Origin of the sequence: Microtetraspora malaysiensis (assembly GCF_001528665.1) — a bacterium.
GTDB classification, from domain to species: Bacteria; Actinomycetota; Actinomycetes; order Streptosporangiales; family Streptosporangiaceae; genus Microtetraspora_A; species Microtetraspora_A malaysiensis.
Genome location: NZ_BBYJ01000017.1, coordinates 95852 through 111166 on the forward strand (window position 1 = coordinate 95852; position 15315 = coordinate 111166).

General features: G+C 69.5%; 16 protein-coding genes. 9 read left to right on the forward strand and 7 right to left on the reverse strand.

The features are described from left to right. The first annotated feature begins 94 nt into the window (after window positions 1-94). The 5 genes from AWQ71_RS43030 (at window position 95) to AWQ71_RS21995 (ending at window position 5354) form a co-directional block, all read left to right on the forward strand. Complete coding sequence (locus AWQ71_RS43030) at window positions 95-1327, forward strand: MFS transporter (protein ID WP_067136793.1); 1233 nt, start codon at window positions 95-97, stop codon at window positions 1325-1327. Between the two features lie 399 nt (window positions 1328-1726). Next, window positions 1727-2257, forward strand: a complete 531-nt coding sequence (locus AWQ71_RS21980) for an EF-hand domain-containing protein (protein WP_067136115.1) — start codon at window positions 1727-1729, stop codon at window positions 2255-2257. Window positions 2258-2304: 47 nt separating this feature from the next. Then, a complete protein-coding gene (locus tag AWQ71_RS21985; RefSeq protein WP_067136117.1) occupies window positions 2305-3375 on the forward strand; it encodes an isocitrate/isopropylmalate family dehydrogenase in 1071 nt (356 codons plus the stop codon). Window positions 3376-3418: 43 nt separating this feature from the next. After that, window positions 3419-4312, forward strand: coding sequence for an SAM-dependent methyltransferase (locus tag AWQ71_RS21990; RefSeq protein WP_067136119.1), 894 nt, complete (start codon window positions 3419-3421; stop codon window positions 4310-4312). 127 nt (window positions 4313-4439) lie between these two features. Continuing rightward, complete coding sequence (locus AWQ71_RS21995) at window positions 4440-5354, forward strand: carbohydrate binding domain-containing protein (protein WP_067136121.1); 915 nt, start codon at window positions 4440-4442, stop codon at window positions 5352-5354. 182 nt (window positions 5355-5536) lie between these two features. Here AWQ71_RS21995 and AWQ71_RS22000 read toward each other — a convergent pair whose 3' ends face one another. Further along, a complete protein-coding gene (locus tag AWQ71_RS22000) occupies window positions 5537-6328 on the reverse strand; it encodes a hypothetical protein (RefSeq protein ID WP_067136123.1) in 792 nt (263 codons plus the stop codon). 99 nt (window positions 6329-6427) lie between these two features. Next, window positions 6428-6991, reverse strand: a complete 564-nt coding sequence (locus AWQ71_RS22005) for a helix-turn-helix domain-containing protein (protein ID WP_067136125.1) — start codon at window positions 6989-6991, stop codon at window positions 6428-6430. 64 nt (window positions 6992-7055) lie between these two features. Here AWQ71_RS22005 and AWQ71_RS22010 point away from each other — a divergent pair, with 64 nt between their 5' ends. After that, a complete protein-coding gene (locus AWQ71_RS22010) occupies window positions 7056-8393 on the forward strand; it encodes an erythromycin esterase family protein (RefSeq protein WP_067136126.1) in 1338 nt (445 codons plus the stop codon). A gap of 160 nt (window positions 8394-8553) precedes the next feature. Here the strand turns inward: AWQ71_RS22010 and AWQ71_RS22015 are convergent, their stop codons facing one another. Genes AWQ71_RS22015 through AWQ71_RS22025 form a run of 3 tightly spaced genes read right to left on the reverse strand, consistent with a single transcriptional unit; the run spans window position 8554 to window position 10506 of the window. Further along, a complete protein-coding gene (locus AWQ71_RS22015) occupies window positions 8554-9798 on the reverse strand; it encodes a serine hydrolase domain-containing protein (RefSeq protein WP_245658409.1) in 1245 nt (414 codons plus the stop codon). Further along, window positions 9791-10087 carry a winged helix-turn-helix domain-containing protein gene (locus tag AWQ71_RS22020; RefSeq protein ID WP_067136128.1) on the reverse strand — a complete coding sequence of 99 codons (297 nt, stop codon included), beginning with the start codon at window positions 10085-10087 and terminating at the stop codon, window positions 9791-9793. The genes AWQ71_RS22015 and AWQ71_RS22020 overlap by 8 nt, the downstream gene beginning before the upstream one ends. Then, window positions 10084-10506, reverse strand: coding sequence for a hypothetical protein (locus tag AWQ71_RS22025; protein WP_067136130.1), 423 nt, complete (start codon window positions 10504-10506; stop codon window positions 10084-10086). Before AWQ71_RS22025 ends, AWQ71_RS22020 begins: the two co-directional genes overlap by 4 nt. A 205-nt stretch (window positions 10507-10711) precedes the next feature. Here AWQ71_RS22025 and AWQ71_RS22030 point away from each other — a divergent pair, with 205 nt between their 5' ends. Together AWQ71_RS22030 and mltG are read left to right on the forward strand one after the other, a co-directional pair. Continuing rightward, entirely contained in the window at window positions 10712-11224 is a 513-nt protein-coding gene (locus AWQ71_RS22030) for a SigE family RNA polymerase sigma factor (RefSeq protein WP_067136132.1), read from the forward strand. Beyond that, entirely contained in the window at window positions 11221-12171 is a 951-nt protein-coding gene (mltG, locus tag AWQ71_RS22035) for an endolytic transglycosylase MltG (RefSeq protein ID WP_067136134.1), read from the forward strand. Before AWQ71_RS22030 ends, mltG begins: the two co-directional genes overlap by 4 nt. Window positions 12172-12417: 246 nt before the next feature. Here mltG and AWQ71_RS22040 read toward each other — a convergent pair whose 3' ends face one another. Then, window positions 12418-13431: a P1 family peptidase gene (locus AWQ71_RS22040; RefSeq protein ID WP_067136136.1), complete on the reverse strand. Its 1014-nt coding sequence runs from the start codon at window positions 13429-13431 to the stop codon at window positions 12418-12420. A gap of 156 nt (window positions 13432-13587) precedes the next feature. Next, a complete protein-coding gene (locus tag AWQ71_RS22045) occupies window positions 13588-14214 on the reverse strand; it encodes a TetR/AcrR family transcriptional regulator (protein WP_067136138.1) in 627 nt (208 codons plus the stop codon). Window positions 14215-14327: 113 nt separating this feature from the next. Here AWQ71_RS22045 and AWQ71_RS22050 point away from each other — a divergent pair, with 113 nt between their 5' ends. Continuing rightward, window positions 14328-15299, forward strand: a complete 972-nt coding sequence (locus tag AWQ71_RS22050; RefSeq protein WP_067136140.1) for a quinone oxidoreductase family protein — start codon at window positions 14328-14330, stop codon at window positions 15297-15299. The last annotated feature ends 16 nt before the right edge of the window (window positions 15300-15315 follow it).

Genomic DNA, 15315 nt, shown 5'->3' on the forward strand with positions numbered 1-15315 from the left:
CCGAGGACATACACCCCTGAGATGCGTGAGCGCGCTGTGAAGATGGTGTTCGAGCTGCGCAAGAGCGCCACCACCCACCCCTAGGGTGGATCAGATGCCCCCCGTTTTCCGTCGTTACGTCACCGCCGACGGCCTCAGCCAGTTCGGCACCCAGGTCACGCGCGTGGCCCTCCCGCTGGTCGCGCTGCTGGTGCTCGGCGCGGGCCCGTTCCAGCTCGGCCTGCTCAGCGCCGCCGAGATGATCGGCTTCCTCCTCTTCGGGCTGCCCGCCGGCGTGTGGGTCGACCGGTTGCGCAGGAAGCCCATCCTGGTGACGGCCGACGTGCTGCGCGCGGTCGCCCTGGCCTCCATCCCGATCGCCGCGCTGTTCGAGGCGCTCACGCTGGTGCAGCTCTACGTGGTCGCCGTGATCGTCAGCATCGGCACGGCCTTCTTCGACGTCGCCCACCTGAGCTTCCTGCCCTCCATCGTGACCAAGGAGCAGCTGCCCAAGGGCATGGGGACCCTGGAGTCCGTGCGCAGCCTCGCCGTGCTCTTCGGCCCCGGGCTCGGCGGCTGGCTCGTGCAAGCGCTCACGGCGCCCATCGCCATCGTGGCCGACGCGGTCAGCTACATGATCTCCGCCACCCTGCTGGCGACCGTCAAGGCCGAGGAGACCCCCTCCGGGGGGCGCGTGAGCCTCATGGAGGGCCTGCGCTACGTGCTCGGCCACCCCATCCTGCGCCTGATCGGCCTCGTCGGCGCCATGAACATGTTCATCAACGGCATCTGGGCCATCGTCCAGCCGTTGTACCTGGTCGACGAGCTGGGCGTGAGCGCGACGGCCTACGGCCTGATGATCTCGGGCGCGGGGGCCGGCGGCCTGCTCGGCGCGCTCCTCGCGCCACGCGTGATCGCCCGCTACGGTCACGGCCCCACGATGTACGGCACAGCCGTCCTCATCATCCCGCTCAACGTGCTCGTCGCCTTCACCGGACCAGGCTGGCGGCTCGCCCTCTACCCGATCGGCATGGCGCTCATCTTCCTGGTCGCGGTCATGTACAACGTCGCTCAGGGCAGCTACCGCCAGGCGATCTGCCCAGAAGCCCTGCGCGGCAGGATGAACGCCAGCCTCCGCTTCCTCATGTGGGGTTCGCTGCCGCTCGGCGGTGTCGTCGGCGGGCTGCTGGGCGAGGCCGTCACCGTTCACCAGCTCCTGTGGATCGCCTGCCTCGGCACCGCGGCGGCCAACCTACCCTTCGTGCTGGCTCCCGCCGTACGAAAGCTCAAGATCACGGACGACGGCGGCCGTGTGGACGCCGACGCCAAGGAGGACAGCCGCGCGTAGGTCGTCGGGGGTGTCGACGTCGCGCCTGACCCGCCACAGGAAGGTGGCCCTCCCGTTGACTGCGTACGTCGCGGGACATGGACGTCTGGCTGCTCGCGTCCAGACGCTCACGGGGCCGGCCGGTGCGCACGAGACCGGGATATAAATCCATAAATATCGCGAAATTTGCCGCATTTCGCATCACTATCGGGGCAGCGCTGGGCTGCGCTGGGACGCGAATCGCCGGGATATTTCAGACTTTATGGCATCTATTCTGTTCGCCTGGCATTGGTGGCATTTTGGGATGTAAAGGGGAATCGTGCTACGAACGCGCGGGTAATTTTTTGGCATGGTATTTTCCAGTCGGAATCCCGATCGCGGGTTCCATTTCTGCTGGCGACCAAAGAAAGGCGACAAGAGATGCGGCAGGCGGCTCTCGATCGAGTAAAGCTCATCTTCACCCTGCTCGACGCCGACGGCACCGGCAGCCTCGAAGCCGAGGACTTCGAGCTCATGGCCACCCGCGTGGTGGCCGCGTCCCCCAACTCCGGCGAAGCAGCCAAGGCGGCCATGCTCGCCGCCTTCCGGCGCTACTGGACAACCCTGGCCGCCGAACTCGACGCCAACCGCGACGGCCGGATCACGTTCGAGGAGTACACCGCGTGTGTGCTCTCCCCGGAGCGTTTCGACGCGGCGCTCACCGACTTCGCCGAGGCGCTGGCCGCGCTGGGCGACCCGAACGGTGACGGCCTCATCAGGCGGGGCCTCTTCGTGGCGCTCATGGTGGCCATCGGCTTCGAGCGGGCGAACATCGACGCGCTCTTCGACGCGTTCCAGCCGTCCGACGACGACCAGATCGAGGTCTCGGTCTGGGCCGCGGGCATCAAGGACTACTACAGCCCGGACAAGGCGGGCATCCCGGGCGACCACCTGGTCGAGGTCCGGGGCTGATCGCCGGCCGCCGCCCCGACGCATCGGCTTTCAACAAAGGAGTACAGGTGGAACCAGTCATCGGACTCGCCGTCGGCGGGGGAACGGGCCCCGAACTCGCGGCCGTCTTCGAGCGCGCTCTGGGCCGGATCGCCGACGTGTATTCGGTGGAGATCGGCATCACGCGGTCGGAAAGGGTTTACCACTCGTATTCGTCGTTGAAGGCCGACGCGGGGATCGAGCAGATCCGCGAGCTCACCCGCGAGGACGCCGACCACTACGCGGAGTTCTGCCGCGCGCAGGCCGCTCTCGGCGTCCCGGCCATATTCCGTACGGCGATCAACGCCCAGTCGCTCTACCTGGTGCGCCGGCGCTTGCAGGCGGTGAAAGTCGACGCCATCACCGCCCCGAACGCGTCGCTGCTGCTGGTCCGCGACGAGGCCCAGGGCTTCTACACCGGGGAGAACACCCACGTTCCCGGCGCGCTCATCCGCACCATGTCGTTCAGCCGGGAGATCACCGAGAAGGTCATCGCCTTCGCGATACGGCGCGCCCGGCAGCAGTGGCCGGACGGCGAAATCGACGAGATCGTCATGGCCTACAAGTTCCACCTGCTCGACGGCGCTCTGGACGAGTGGGTGGCCGAGAGCGCCGCGCGGCACGGCGTCGAGATCCGCCTGTCCCAGCCGGACACGGTGAACCGCAACCTGATCGAGCGCGGTCCGCGCCCCCGCACGGTGATCATCGCGGGCAACGAATGGGCCGACATCATGCACGTGGTCCTGCTGGACCGCTTCGGCGCCGAGCGCCAGGAGAACCGCTGCACCGAGAACGTCTACCTGCACTTCGAGGTGGCCGGTCTGGTCGAGTACCAGACCGTGCACGGCTCGGCCGACGACCTGGAGGGGAAGGACACCGTCAACCCGGTGGCGACCGTACGGGCGGCGGCGATGATCGCCGAGCGGCACGCGGGCTGCGCCGGGGCGGTGCGGTTGGTGGAGGGCGGCCTCGAAACACTCCGCCGTCGCGGCATCGGCACCCCGGACCTCGGCGGACGGCACTCGACCACCGACGTGGTGGACGCGCTGCTCGACGTGCTGGAGCCGGAGGGGCAGCGGATCCTGGTGACGGAGCCGTGACATCCGTGGAGAGCACGGCGCCGCCCGCGGAAGAGGAGGACGCGTGCCGGCCGCACAGCACACCGGTGTCGAAGACGGCGTCGGCCTGACCGCCCTCATGGTCGCCGCCGCGCGGGCGATCGAGACCCACCGGCCCGACGCCCTGGCCCGCGACACCTACGCCGAGCACTTCGTCCGCGCGGCCGAGGCGTCCGCGGCCTGGCCGGTCCGCCCGGCGGAGGTGCCGGACGGCGACGCGAACCCCTTGTGGGGCAGGCTGGGGCGGTACTTCGGGCTGCGTACCCGGGTCCTCGACGACTTTCTCGTCCGCTCGGCTCACGCGGGCGTCCGGCAGGTCGTTCTGCTCGGCGCGGGCCTCGACACGCGGGCGTTCCGGCTCGACTGGTCGCCGGACCACACCGTCTACGAGATCGACCGCGACGGCGTCCTGGCGTTCAAACACGACGTGCTCGACGGCCTCGCCGCCGTCCCGACGGCCATGCGCCGTCCGATCGCGGCCGATCTGTGCGGGGACTGGGCCGCCTCGCTGGTGAGCGCGGGCTTCGACCCGGCCGCGCCGGCCGCCTGGCTGGCCGAGGGCCTGCTGCTCTATCTCCCGTCGGCCGCCGAGCGGCGGCTCATCGACACCGTGGACCACCTGAGCGCCGCCGGCAGCTCGCTGGCCTTCGAGGTCAAGCTCGGGACGGAGTCCCCGGAGGTCCGCGCCAGCCCCGTCTACGCGGCGACCCGGCGGCAGATCGGCGTCGACCTGCTCGCCCTGTTCGACGGGGAGCCGCGCCCCGACTCCGTCGCCTCGCTGAAGGCGCGGGGCTGGTCCACCGCCGTCGCCACCCCCTTCGACTTCACCCGCCACCTCGGTCGCGGTCCACTCCCCGAGCCGGACGACGCCCTGGCAAGCAACCGCTGGGTGTTCGCGTACAAACCCGGCGACCGCTGAATCGCCCTGCGCGGTGCAGGCTGAGATGGCCGCCTGCAGCAGGTTGGCCCAACTACGCGACTACGAAATGGCTCTGTCCTGATGGTGACGTCCTGGTCTTAGATCATTTTTCATGAATTCTCTTTCGATGCGTCTCATCGCCGTCGGTGCCTTCGTGGCGATGGCCGCGGCGGCGACTCCCGCGTACGCCGCTGCGCCCGCCGGCGACCTCGTGGTCAACGGCTCGCTGGACAACGGGGTCAAGGGCTGGTGGGCCTCCAAGAACACCCCGATCAACGTGACGGGCGGGCGATTGTGCGCCCAGGTCCCCGCGGGGGGTGACAACGTGTGGGCCGCGATGATCGGGCAGAGCGACATCGCCGTGGAGGCCGGGAAGACCTACCAGTTGAGCTTCGAGGCGACCGCTACGAAGACGACGAGGATCAGGTCGGTGGTCCAGGGCAGCGGCGAGAAGCCCGCCGCGATCGTGGACGGCTACCCAGAGGTCGGCGGAAGCCCGAAGAAGTTCACCTACGCGGCCACGGCCAAGGTGTCGGACTCGAAGGCCCAGGTGTTGTTCCAGGTGGGCGGTGCGGACGCGCCGTACACGCTGTGCCTGGACAATGTCTCCCTCGTGCCCCTGCACCAGAGCGTGGTGAACGGCTCGTTGGACAACGGGGTCAAGGGCTGGTGGGCCTCCAAGAACACCCCGATCAAGGTGACGGGCGGGCGGTTGTGCGCCCAGGTCCCCGCGGGGGGTGACAACGTGTGGGCCGCGATGGTCGGGCAGAGCGGCATCGCCGTGGCGGCCGGGAAGACGTACCGGCTGAGCTTCAAGGCGTCGGCGACTCGGACGGCGAAGATCAGGTCGGTGGTCCAGGGCAGCGGTGAGACGCACACTGCGATCGTGGACGGCTACCCCGAGGTCGGCACCGGGTCCAGGACCTACGCCTACCAGAACACCGCCAAGACCTCGGACCGGGAGGCCCAGGTGTTGTTCCAGTTGGGCGGTGCGGACGCGCCGTACACGCTGTGCCTGGACGACATCCTGCTCACCGACTAGAACGCCGGGCGCAGCGGTCCGGCCGTCCTGGCGCAAGCCCCGGCGGACCGCTGCGTCATCCACGTTCCCCGTTCGGCTTCCAGGGACTCGTGCCGAGTGGCCTGCCGGAAGTTGTCGCGCAGAACGGTTCCTTCGGCGCGGGTACGTCGTCCGTAGAGCATGCGGTTCGAAGTCGGGCTTTCTTATATCGCGGGTGCGGGGTCGTCGGTCCAGCCCAGCCGTTTGACCACGTATGCCGTGAATGTCGCGCCCGTGCCAGACAGCTCCTTCTGGATGGCGAGGAGTTCGCCGCTGTCCCGGTCGATGATGATCTGCTCGCGGGTGGGCGCCTTGCCGTATGTCAGTGCGATCCCGGTGCGGCCGTCGATGTCGATGACGTTGTCCTCTACACGTACGCCTGGCAGGCCGGCGAGGACCCGGTAGAGCGCCGCCCTGGTGGCCGGGGTGGTCTCGGCGTGGAGGAGGAGCCATGGGCTGGCGCCCCAGATCCACGTCTCCGGGGTGTCCTTTAGGCTGGCGCCCCAGACCGCCTCCGGGAGGTCCTTGTCGTTTTGGGGGACGTAGACGCTCAGCAGCTTGGCCTTGAGCGCCTTCGGTTCGGCGGGCAGCTCCACCGCGGGACTCACCGTCAGCTTGAGCGGGGTGAAGTACCCGCCGACCATCTCGCAGCGGTCGCACAGATCGGGCGAGCCCGCGTTCCTCCACGCCTGTTCATCGGCGGACGTGCGCGGTTTGGCGGAGATTTTTGCTTGCTGCGTCCGCGCCCCATGCTCTCGGCTCAACCAGAGCACATCCCTGCGCCGGCGCTCGACGGTATAGGCCGGGGTTCTGGTCCACTCCACCTGCGTCATGTCCCGCCGCCACCAAGCACCGGTACCCGGGGGTTGTGCGGCCAGCCGGTCCGCCGCCGCGGCGTCGAAGAGGGCGGAGAATCGCTCGGGATCGGCGACCGCTCCGTCGAGGAACGTGGTCATGCAGGGTCACTCTCGCCGGGAACGTCTGAACACCAGTGATTGCCCGCTCCCGGCCGACCCTTCCATCCGGGGATCACAGGAGTCTGAGATGCCCGTTCCTCAGGAGCGGGGGGACGCCGGGTCGCGGCCTTCCTGCCGGTCCTCGGCGGGAAACACGATCGCGCTGGCCAGGTGAGGGGTGCGGCCCGGCGCGGGCGCGTTGCCCCACCTGGCCGCGAGGACCTCGCGCAGGTCGGCCATCATCTCCGCGAGTTCGTCGTGGCTGAGCCAGAGCACGAGCTGCCGGTAGCCCACCAGATCGGCGGTCGGGTCGGCTCCGTCCCGGTCCAGGTAGGCGTTGAACTCGGCGTGCAACGCGGCCATGGCGGAGGTGAACCCCTGGCGGTGGTCGTCCAGGGACATCGACGCGGCTGTTTCGGCGTCGATCGTCGTCCGTTTCTGGCGGAGCCGGTAGTGGCGTTCGACGGCGCCGTGCACGCGCTGCTCGTCGACGACCTCCAGAACTCCCGCGTCGGCCAGGAGGCCGACGTGCCGGTACACGGAGGTTTTCGGGATGTCGGACATGCGGGCGCACAGGTCGGCGGTGGTGCGGACGCGCCCGCCGGACATGGCGTGCACGATACGCAGCCGGACCGGGTGGAGAAGCAGGTCGAGAGTGTCCACCGTCGTACGTTCCCATATCTGGTACCGTTCCCAAAATTGAGAATGCAGGCGAAAGGGCTCAGGGATGACCGCGAAAACTTCCACCACGACGGTGGCGGCTCGGCTCAGTGGCGAGGCGGTGATTCCGCTGCACACCCTCGATCCGGCCGACCCGCTGGACGACCTCGAATGGCTGGACGAAACCATCGGTGACGCGCGGGTGGTGGCGATCGGCGAGAGCGCGCACTACAACCGCGAGTTCTACGAGCTCCGGCACCGCCTGCTGCGCTACCTGGCCGAACGGCACGGGTTCAGCGCCTACGCGATGGAGACCGGATTCGTCGAAGGACGGCTGGTCGACGACTGGGTTCGGGGCGGTGACAACCAGCTCGGCGAGGTCATGGCGAACGGTATGACATCGCTGATGGGGTTATGGACGCAGATGGGCGCCCATCTGGAGTGGATGCGGCGGCACAATCGCACGGCCGCGCGCCCCGTCGGCTTCTACGGGATCGACCTGCCGGGCTCGATGGTGTCCCTGCTGCCCGGCCTGGACGCTGTGCTCGCCTACCTTGAGCAGGCCGATCCAGGGTTCCAGCCCGACCCGGCCATCCGGGAGACGGCCGCCGCCTCCCCGGCACCGTCCGCGTTCTCCGCGCCTGCGGCAATCGCCGCCTATGGCGCGCTCGCAGCCGAGACCAAAGACGCGCTTACGGCGGGCCTTGCCGACCTCGCCGCGCGCATGACGAGCCGGCGCCTGGACTACATCCGGAGGTCCACCCTCGACGCGTACGAGCGCGCGCTCCGTTCGCTGCGCGTCACGGTCACCCTCGACACCGTCGCCCGCGCGCTCGACCGCGGCGACCAGCGGGCGGCGATGTGCGACCGCGACGCCGCGATCGCGGACACCGTCGAGTGGATCCTGCGCAGAGAGGACCGCGTCGTCCTCGCCGCCCACAACGGCCACGTCCAACGCCGGCCGCTGACACTTCCCGGCATGCCGCCGATGACCCCGATGGGCATGCACCTCGCCGACCGGCTGGGCGCCGACTATCTCGTCATCGGCACGACCTCGGGCAGCGGCCAGATCCTCAACACAGGGGCCGACTTCTACACCGGCACGCTCTTCGCCGACATGGAGGCGCCCCAGCCCGGCAGCCTCGACGCGCTCATGGCCGCGAGCCACGACGGCCCGTTCGCGACCGACCTGCGACGGCTGTCGCCGGCCGACACCGACGCCGTCCGTGCCGCCTCCCGGCAGCGCGCCGGCGTCGGCACCTTCTACTCCGACCAGAGCCCGCTGGACGCCTTCGACCTCGTCGTCCACCTTCCGCACGTCACGGCGGCCGAGCCCGATCACGCCGCGCTCGGCTACGCCCCGCACGACGTACGGCAGGCGTTCTCCCAATGGAAGCCGAACTGACACCGGACCTGATCTCCCCATGGGGGTCGATGCCCTGGAAAGGCCGGGCATGGCCTCCACAGAGGTCGACGCCCGATCACGTCACAACGGTGGGCTCCCCTCCTCGATACGGGGAGCCCACCGCCCACCTATGGCCGGAGCAGGCGGCCTCGGGTGAAGGTCAGCGCTTCGCCGGGGGCGCGCCGGCGTCGATCAGCGGCATCGGGGCGTCGGAGGCCGCGATCCGGTTGGTCCCGCACATGGCGCCGACGGCGTGTACGATCCAGGCCTGCTCGCCTGCTTCGGCCCCCAAATGCCAGGTCATGTTGATGCCGGAGGAGGCCTGCTTGCCCCCGTCTTCGGTGCTGAGCGACAGTGCGCCCATGCCGACGACGCCGCCGTCGTGCCCCCACAGCCTCCCGCAGGGCGAGTCGTAGGCGATGAGGCCGAGTCCGTAGTTCATGGTCTCGGTGCTGCCCGGTCCCAGCGCGACCGGGACGGTCTTGCGCATCTCGGCCAACTGGGCCTGGCCGATCAGCCGGCCGGTGAACAGCGCGCGGTAGAAACGGTTGAGGTCCTCCATCGTTGAGACCATCGCTCCGGCCGTGCCGAGGGACGACGGGCTGAAGGTGCTGAAGTCTCTGAGCGGGAAGGAGCCGAAAAAGGACGTGTATGCCTTGGCGTGCGGACGCGGGAGATCGGATGTGCGCGGGAAGAACGTGTGTTCAAGGTCCGCCCGCTGGATGACGTGGCGGGTGATGTAGCGTTCGGCGGGCATTCCGCTGACCTTGTCGAGTAGCAGGCCGAGCACGATGTAGTTGGTGTTGGAGTAGCTTCCCGGGGACTCGCCGGGCTCGCCCGAGGCGCCGATGCCGAGACCGAGCTTGACGAGTTCCTCCTTGGTGTACTGCGCTACGCGCATCTCTTCGAGGCTGTCAGGGCTGGTGATGAGCGCGCTGTCGTAGTCACCGATGTGGCTGGTGTGGTTGAGCAGCATCCTGACCGTGATGCGCCGATCGGGCAGCAGCCCGGGCAGGTACTGCTCGACGGGGGCGTCCAGCTGGAGCCTGCCCCGCTCCACCAGCTGCAGGACGGCGGTGGCGACGAAGGTTTTGGTGATGCTGCCGACCCGGTGGTACATGCCCGGCTGCATGGGGCGCCTGGCCTCCAGGTCGGCCAGTCCCGTGGCACCGCGCCAGCTCTGCCGTCCGTCCTGGACGGCGGAGTAGGCCCCGGGGAGGCCGCCCTTGGGCACCTCGTCGAGTGTGCGCTGCAGTTCCCGCCGGTCGAGTCCCGGCGCGGCGGCGTGCGCCGCCGGAGTGAGAGCCGCCGTGGCGAGCAGCGTCCCGAGGCCCAAGGCGGCGATCTTCCTGACGGCTTGCTTCAGGAGGGTGGGGGCGGGGCGGTCGGCAGTGGGATCAAGCACCGGTGATCCTCCTCAGGACGGCTGTGTAGGTGGCGAACGCGGCCTTGCCCTCGTCGGTGAGGGACAGCGAGGTGCGGGGCCGTTTTCCGACGAAGCCCTTGGACACCTTCACGTAGCCGGCCTTCTCGAGGATGAGCACGTGCTTGGACAGCAGTGAGTCGCTGACCTCGAGCGTCTCCTTGAGGAAGCGAAAGTCGACCCGGTCGGCGGCGGCGAGCGCCGCCATGATCGACAGTCGGACGGGCGCATGGATGATCTCGTCGAGATCGTGCCGTGGGTGTGTGCTCATCGTGTCTTCATCAGCCGCCAGGCGGCGTAGAGCATCGGCAGCCCGCTGGCCACACAGAGCGCGGCGCCGGGCACCGTCCACGATGAGGGAAGGGGTGCGGGCCCGTACACGAAGGACAGCGCCGCAGGGGCGAGGAACAGGACGAGGTCGCCGCCCGCCACCCAGTACATGATCTGGGTGAGGCGCCGCCCCTTGGCGCCGATGCGCATCATGAGGCCGCACAACACCAGGGTGAAGAGCATCCAAGCGAGTGTGACCGGAGTGCGAAGCGTCGGGGCGAAGAGCATCGCCGCCCAGTAGAGCGGTGCGCCGATGCCGGTGGCGAGGCAGATCGCGCCGAAACGGCGCTCGGCGGCGCGGATGTGGCCCTCGACGCGCTGGATCTCCTGCAGGGCTTGAGCTGGTGAAGGGGTGTTCATTATTCCTCCTTACTTCAAGTACTCGTCAAGCTAGCATCTACTCAACTCTCATTCAAGTACATGCTTTGTGGTTGATAGAAGCTGTGCCGTTGTCGATCAAGCCCCTGGACCGGGGGCGCGGCGCTGATTCGGATCAGTTCGGCGATGTCGGCATAGGTCGGCGCGCTGTCCGCGTCCTTGCTTGGTGACACTCCGAGGAGGACAGGTGGATCCAGGATTTGCGGCGGACTTCCGGGAATTCGTCATCGATCGATCAGGGGCGCTGTTCCGTACCGCGTACTTGCTGACCGGTGACCGGCACGCCGCCGAGGACCTGGTGCAGTCGGCGTTGACGAAGACGGCCGCGAAGTGGCGCGGCCTGCGCGATCCCGCGTCCATCGAGGGCTACGTGCGCCGTGTCATGTACCACGAGCAGGTGAGCCGGTGGCGGCGTCGGTCCCGCGTCGCGGAAGTGCCCACCGAGTGGCTGCCCGACCAGGTCGGCGGGGAGCACGCCGAGATGGTGGACCTTCGCGTGGTGATGCGTACGGCTCTCGCCCGGTTGACCCCCCGGCAGCGGACCATGCTCGTGCTCCGCTACTTCGAGGACCTGTCCGAGACCGAGATCGCCCGGCTGCTCGGCCTCAGGGTGGGGTCGGTCCGTAGCCAGATTTACCGGTCGTTGGAGCGGCTGAAGAAGGCGGCACCTGAACTGAGCACCGTGAGGGAGTTCGGATGAACATCGAGGATCTGCTGCGCGAGACTCTTTCCGACATGGCCCATGAGGAGCAGCCACCCCCGCCTGGCCGGTTCCTCCATGTCAACGGGGGCCGATCCCGTCGCCGCGGCCTCGCGCTGGCGGCGGCAGCAGCCGTCACCGTGCTGGCGGTCGGGTCCACGTTCGCGGTCCAGGGCCTGTCCTCGCGGACGGCGGCCCCCGGGGTCCTCACCGGGCAGGGCTCCGGCGAGACGCGTGCGGAGACCCGGAGCACCGTGACGGTGAACGAAGGACTGCGGCTCTCCGGTGTCTTGAAGAATCTGTCGGCCGCCACCGGCAAGCCGCTGGAGGAATTCGAGCGGGCCGCCAAGGACGGTGCGGCGCTCGGCCTTCCCACCTACGCCAAGGGCAGGCTGGAAGGATTCGCCTACCCCGCGACCTATGAGGTCTCGCCCACGTCGAGCCCGGAGGAGATCCTCGCCGCGATGGTGACACGCTTCAGGCGCGTCGCCGAGGACGCCGACCTGGTGGAAGGCGCCAAGCGTGTCGGCCGTACGCCACTGGAGATCATGACCATCGCCAGCATCGTCCAGGCCGAGTCGGCCGGCAAACGCGACATGCCCAAGGTCGCGCGGGTCATCTACAACCGGCTGAACCACACACCCGAGATGAGGCTGCAGATGGACAGCACGGTCCTGTACGGCCTGAACAAGTTCGGCCTCGCGGCGTCGCACGAAGATCTCCAGAGCCGGTCGCTGTACAACACCTACGTGCGCCTCGGCCTGCCGCCCGGTCCCATCGGCAACCCGGGCGCCGACGCCATCGCGGCGGCCCTGAACCCGGCCGCCGGCAACTGGCTGTGGTTCGTGACGACCGACCCGAAGAAGGGCGTCACGAAGTTCGCCGACTCCGAATCCGAGTACCTCAAGCTGGTCGAGGAATACAACAAGAACCGCAGGACCGGGTGACGGAGCGGCGCGTCTCGGTCGTCTCCGTCCTCAGTTCACCGATCGGGCACGCTCCCGCTCCTCGTACCTTCATCGGGTCGCGACGACGCTCTCCGCTGGGTTACTGCTCGCGTGGCGGAGCCACCGGGCGTCCTCCGCGCGCGCCGGGACCGGCGGCTGCTCCTGGCTGGGGAGCAGCCGTCCGATCCGGCGGGGCCGCGGTCGAGCACCCATGTCGCCGAGTGCCGCCGAGGACGCCCAGGTGACTCAGACGCGGAGGACCCCGTGCGGGAGGGCGACGGCTTCGCGGCCGTTCGGCGCGCGGACGGTCCGCGCGGCCAGCAGCGCGTCGACGACCGCTTCCTCCGCCGAGTCCAGGACGGCGGCGAAGACGGCGTCGAGCTCGACCGGACTCAGCGTTCTGGGGGCGTCGGAGGGCTCGGAGGAGAAGGCCAGCCCGTAGTCGCCGCTGCCGTGGCTGTACGAGGCGCCGGCCCTGCCCAGCGCGAAGACGCCCCTGGCCGCGATCCGGGACAGTTGCAGGGCGCCGCACGGGACGTCGAGGGCGACCACGACGACGCAGGAGCCGCGCTCATCGGAAGATCCCGCTCGCCTCAGGCCCAGGCTCTCCGGAGTGATCGTGCGGCCCAGGAGCCGCAGGTCGCCGCCCATGTTCGCCTGGACCAGCACGCCCACCGTCGCCTCGCGGTCGCGCAGGGACACCCGGCGTGACGCCGTGCCGATGCCCGCCTTGAAGCCGAGCGCGCAGGCGCCCGTGCCGCCGCCGACGTTGCCCATCGCCACCGGCCCGTCGGATGCCCCGTCGAGGGCGGCATAGACGTGCTCGGCGGTCACCGGGCGCGGGTCTCCCGTCGAGAGCCAGCCGTTGTTGACCTCGCCGACCACCGGGTTGACCGAGACGATCGGCTCGCGGCTGCGGTCGATGAGCCAGCTCAGCAGGCTGTCGGCGACCCCGAACGTGGACAGGGTGGAGGTCAGCAGGATGGGAGTTTCCAGCTCGCCGAGCTCCATGACCTGCGTGGCGCCCACGAACTTCCCGTAACCGTTGCCGACGTGCAGTCCGGCGGGGACGGCACGAGCCTGGTCAGCGGTCAAAGCGGTCGGCACGATGGCGGTGACACCGGAGTAGACGCCCGTGTTCTCATCAAGGACGGTGGTCTGTCCCACGAGGATCCCCGCCACGTCGGTGATGGCGTTGAGCGGCCCCGGTTCCAGACGACCGACCGCATGCCCGAAGTCCCGCAGGCGTCGTCGCTGCATTCAAGTCAACCCTCTCGTAGTGCGGACCCTATGAATTGTGAGTCCTCCTCCACGCCCGTAGGTGGTCGCGGGGGCAGAAAATGATCGGCACGAACTGTGGCGGTCGTCCCCGACCGAACGAGGTCACTTTCCATCCGTCTTGCGGGGGACCGTCGCTCAGGGACCGGCGAGTATCCCGGCGGCCATGACGCGCAGCGAGGCGGCCAGCCGGGCCGACTCTCCGCGCTCCAGCAGCCGCAGGACCGGTTCGCTCTGCAGGCTGCCGAGCAGGATGTGGGCCAGCAGTTCCGCGTCCAGGTCCGGCCGCCGCTCGGCGATCAGTTCGCTGGCGTGGCCGTGCCAGAACTGGTAGACGGGTCTGCCGTCCGGCGGCCCCTCAGCGTGGTCGTCTTCCCGCTCCTTGCCGGAGGGGCTTTTGGAGGAGGTCGTGGCCGCGTGGCCCAGCGCGGCGAGCAGTCCCTTGTTTCGCCCGACGAGTTCGGCGACCGCGTCCAGGAAGGCCATCAGCCGTTCCTCCGGCGGGGCTCCCGGGCCCAGCGGCGGTGGCCCGTTCGTGACGGCCTCGCCCAGTGCGTACGCCCGTTCCCGCATCAGCGCGACCATCAGCCCCATCCGGCTGCCGAAGCGGTGGAACACGGTGCCCTTGCCGACCCCGGCCGCGGCGGCGACCCGCTCCATGGAGACCTGCTCGGGCCGGTACCGGGCCAGCAGTTCCTCGGTCGCCCGCAGGATCGCCTCCCGGTTCCGTGCCGCGTCGGCGCGTTCGCGCCGCCCCTCAGCCATGACGCTCCCCACCCATGAGGACCTCTTCCACATAGACAAGTGGACCGTCGGTCAAGTACGCTCACGCATAACTTGACCACCGGTCCAGTTTATTCGGAACCCAGGAGGACATCATGCGCCGAATCCGCTATCACGCGTACGGCGGCCCCGAGGTGCTCGTCATGGAGGAGACCGATCCCCCGATCCCCGGCCCCGGCCAGGTACGGCTCCGCGTCGAGGCGATCGGCGCGAACTTCGTCGACGTGAAGTTCCGCCGCGGCCCGGACGCCGGCGGCATCTACCGGCGGGACCTGCCGGCCGTGCTGACCGGCGACGTGGTGGGCACGGTCGAGGACATCGGCCCCGGTGTCGAGCCCGGCCTCGTGGGCCGTCGGGTCGCCGCGCTCGCGGAGGACGCCTTCGCCGACCAGGTCGTGGCCGACGCCGAGTGGCTCGTGCACGTACCGGAGGGGATCGACGACGCCACCGCCAGCATCCTGCCGTTGGCCGCGCCGGTGGCGCTGGGCGCCCTGCGCGCCGCGCGAACGGCGCCCGGCGAAACCGTGCTGGTCCACGCCGCGTCCGGAGGCATCGGCCACCTGGCCGTGCAGCTCGCCAAGATCTCCGGCGCGACGGTGATCGCCACCGCCGGCTCGCCGGCCAAGCTCGACTTCGTCCGCGCGATGGGCGCGGACGCCGCCGTCGACTACTCCGCCGCGGACTGGCCCGAGCGGGTACGCGAGGCCGCGCCGGGCGGCGTCGACGTCGTCCTGGACTCCGTCGGGGGAGGCGTGCTGCGCCGCAGCCTCGATCTGCTGGCCCCGTTCGGCCGGGCCGTCGTGTACGGCGCGGCGAGCGGCGAGCCCACCGACGTCCCCGTTACCAGCCTGTTCGCGCTCAGGTCCGTCACGGGATTCTCGCTGCTCGCCCTGCGTGCTGCCGCCCCGAAACAGGCGCGTGAGGACGTGGAGGAGGCCACGCGGTACGCGGTGGAGGGCAGGCTACGCGCCGCCCTCCACGCCCGCCTGCCGCTGACCGAGGCGGCCGAGGCGCATCGGATCCTGGAGGGCCGCTCCCAGCTCGGGCGCGTCCTCCTCGTACCCTGACAGAACTCGAGTCGCA

What these genes read in the sequence shown, in the direction of transcription:
- AWQ71_RS21980 (WP_067136115.1), top strand. Translation starts at nt 1,727, where the DNA reads ATGCGGCAGGCGGCTCTCGATCGAGTAAAGCTCATCTTCACCCTGCTC.
- AWQ71_RS21995 (WP_067136121.1), top strand. Translation starts at nt 4,440, where the DNA reads ATGCGTCTCATCGCCGTCGGTGCCTTCGTGGCGATGGCCGCGGCGGCG.
- AWQ71_RS22000 (WP_067136123.1), bottom strand. Translation starts at nt 6,328, where the DNA reads ATGACCACGTTCCTCGACGGAGCGGTCGCCGATCCCGAGCGATTCTCC.
- AWQ71_RS22010 (WP_067136126.1), top strand. Translation starts at nt 7,056, where the DNA reads ATGACCGCGAAAACTTCCACCACGACGGTGGCGGCTCGGCTCAGTGGC.
- AWQ71_RS22025 (WP_067136130.1), bottom strand. Translation starts at nt 10,506, where the DNA reads ATGAACACCCCTTCACCAGCTCAAGCCCTGCAGGAGATCCAGCGCGTC.
- AWQ71_RS22040 (WP_067136136.1), bottom strand. Translation starts at nt 13,431, where the DNA reads ATGCAGCGACGACGCCTGCGGGACTTCGGGCATGCGGTCGGTCGTCTG.
- AWQ71_RS22045 (WP_067136138.1), bottom strand. Translation starts at nt 14,214, where the DNA reads ATGGCTGAGGGGCGGCGCGAACGCGCCGACGCGGCACGGAACCGGGAG.
- mltG (WP_067136134.1), top strand. Translation starts at nt 11,221, where the DNA reads ATGAACATCGAGGATCTGCTGCGCGAGACTCTTTCCGACATGGCCCAT.
- AWQ71_RS22020 (WP_067136128.1), bottom strand. Translation starts at nt 10,087, where the DNA reads ATGAGCACACACCCACGGCACGATCTCGACGAGATCATCCATGCGCCC.
- AWQ71_RS43030 (WP_067136793.1), top strand. Translation starts at nt 95, where the DNA reads ATGCCCCCCGTTTTCCGTCGTTACGTCACCGCCGACGGCCTCAGCCAG.
- AWQ71_RS22050 (WP_067136140.1), top strand. Translation starts at nt 14,328, where the DNA reads ATGCGCCGAATCCGCTATCACGCGTACGGCGGCCCCGAGGTGCTCGTC.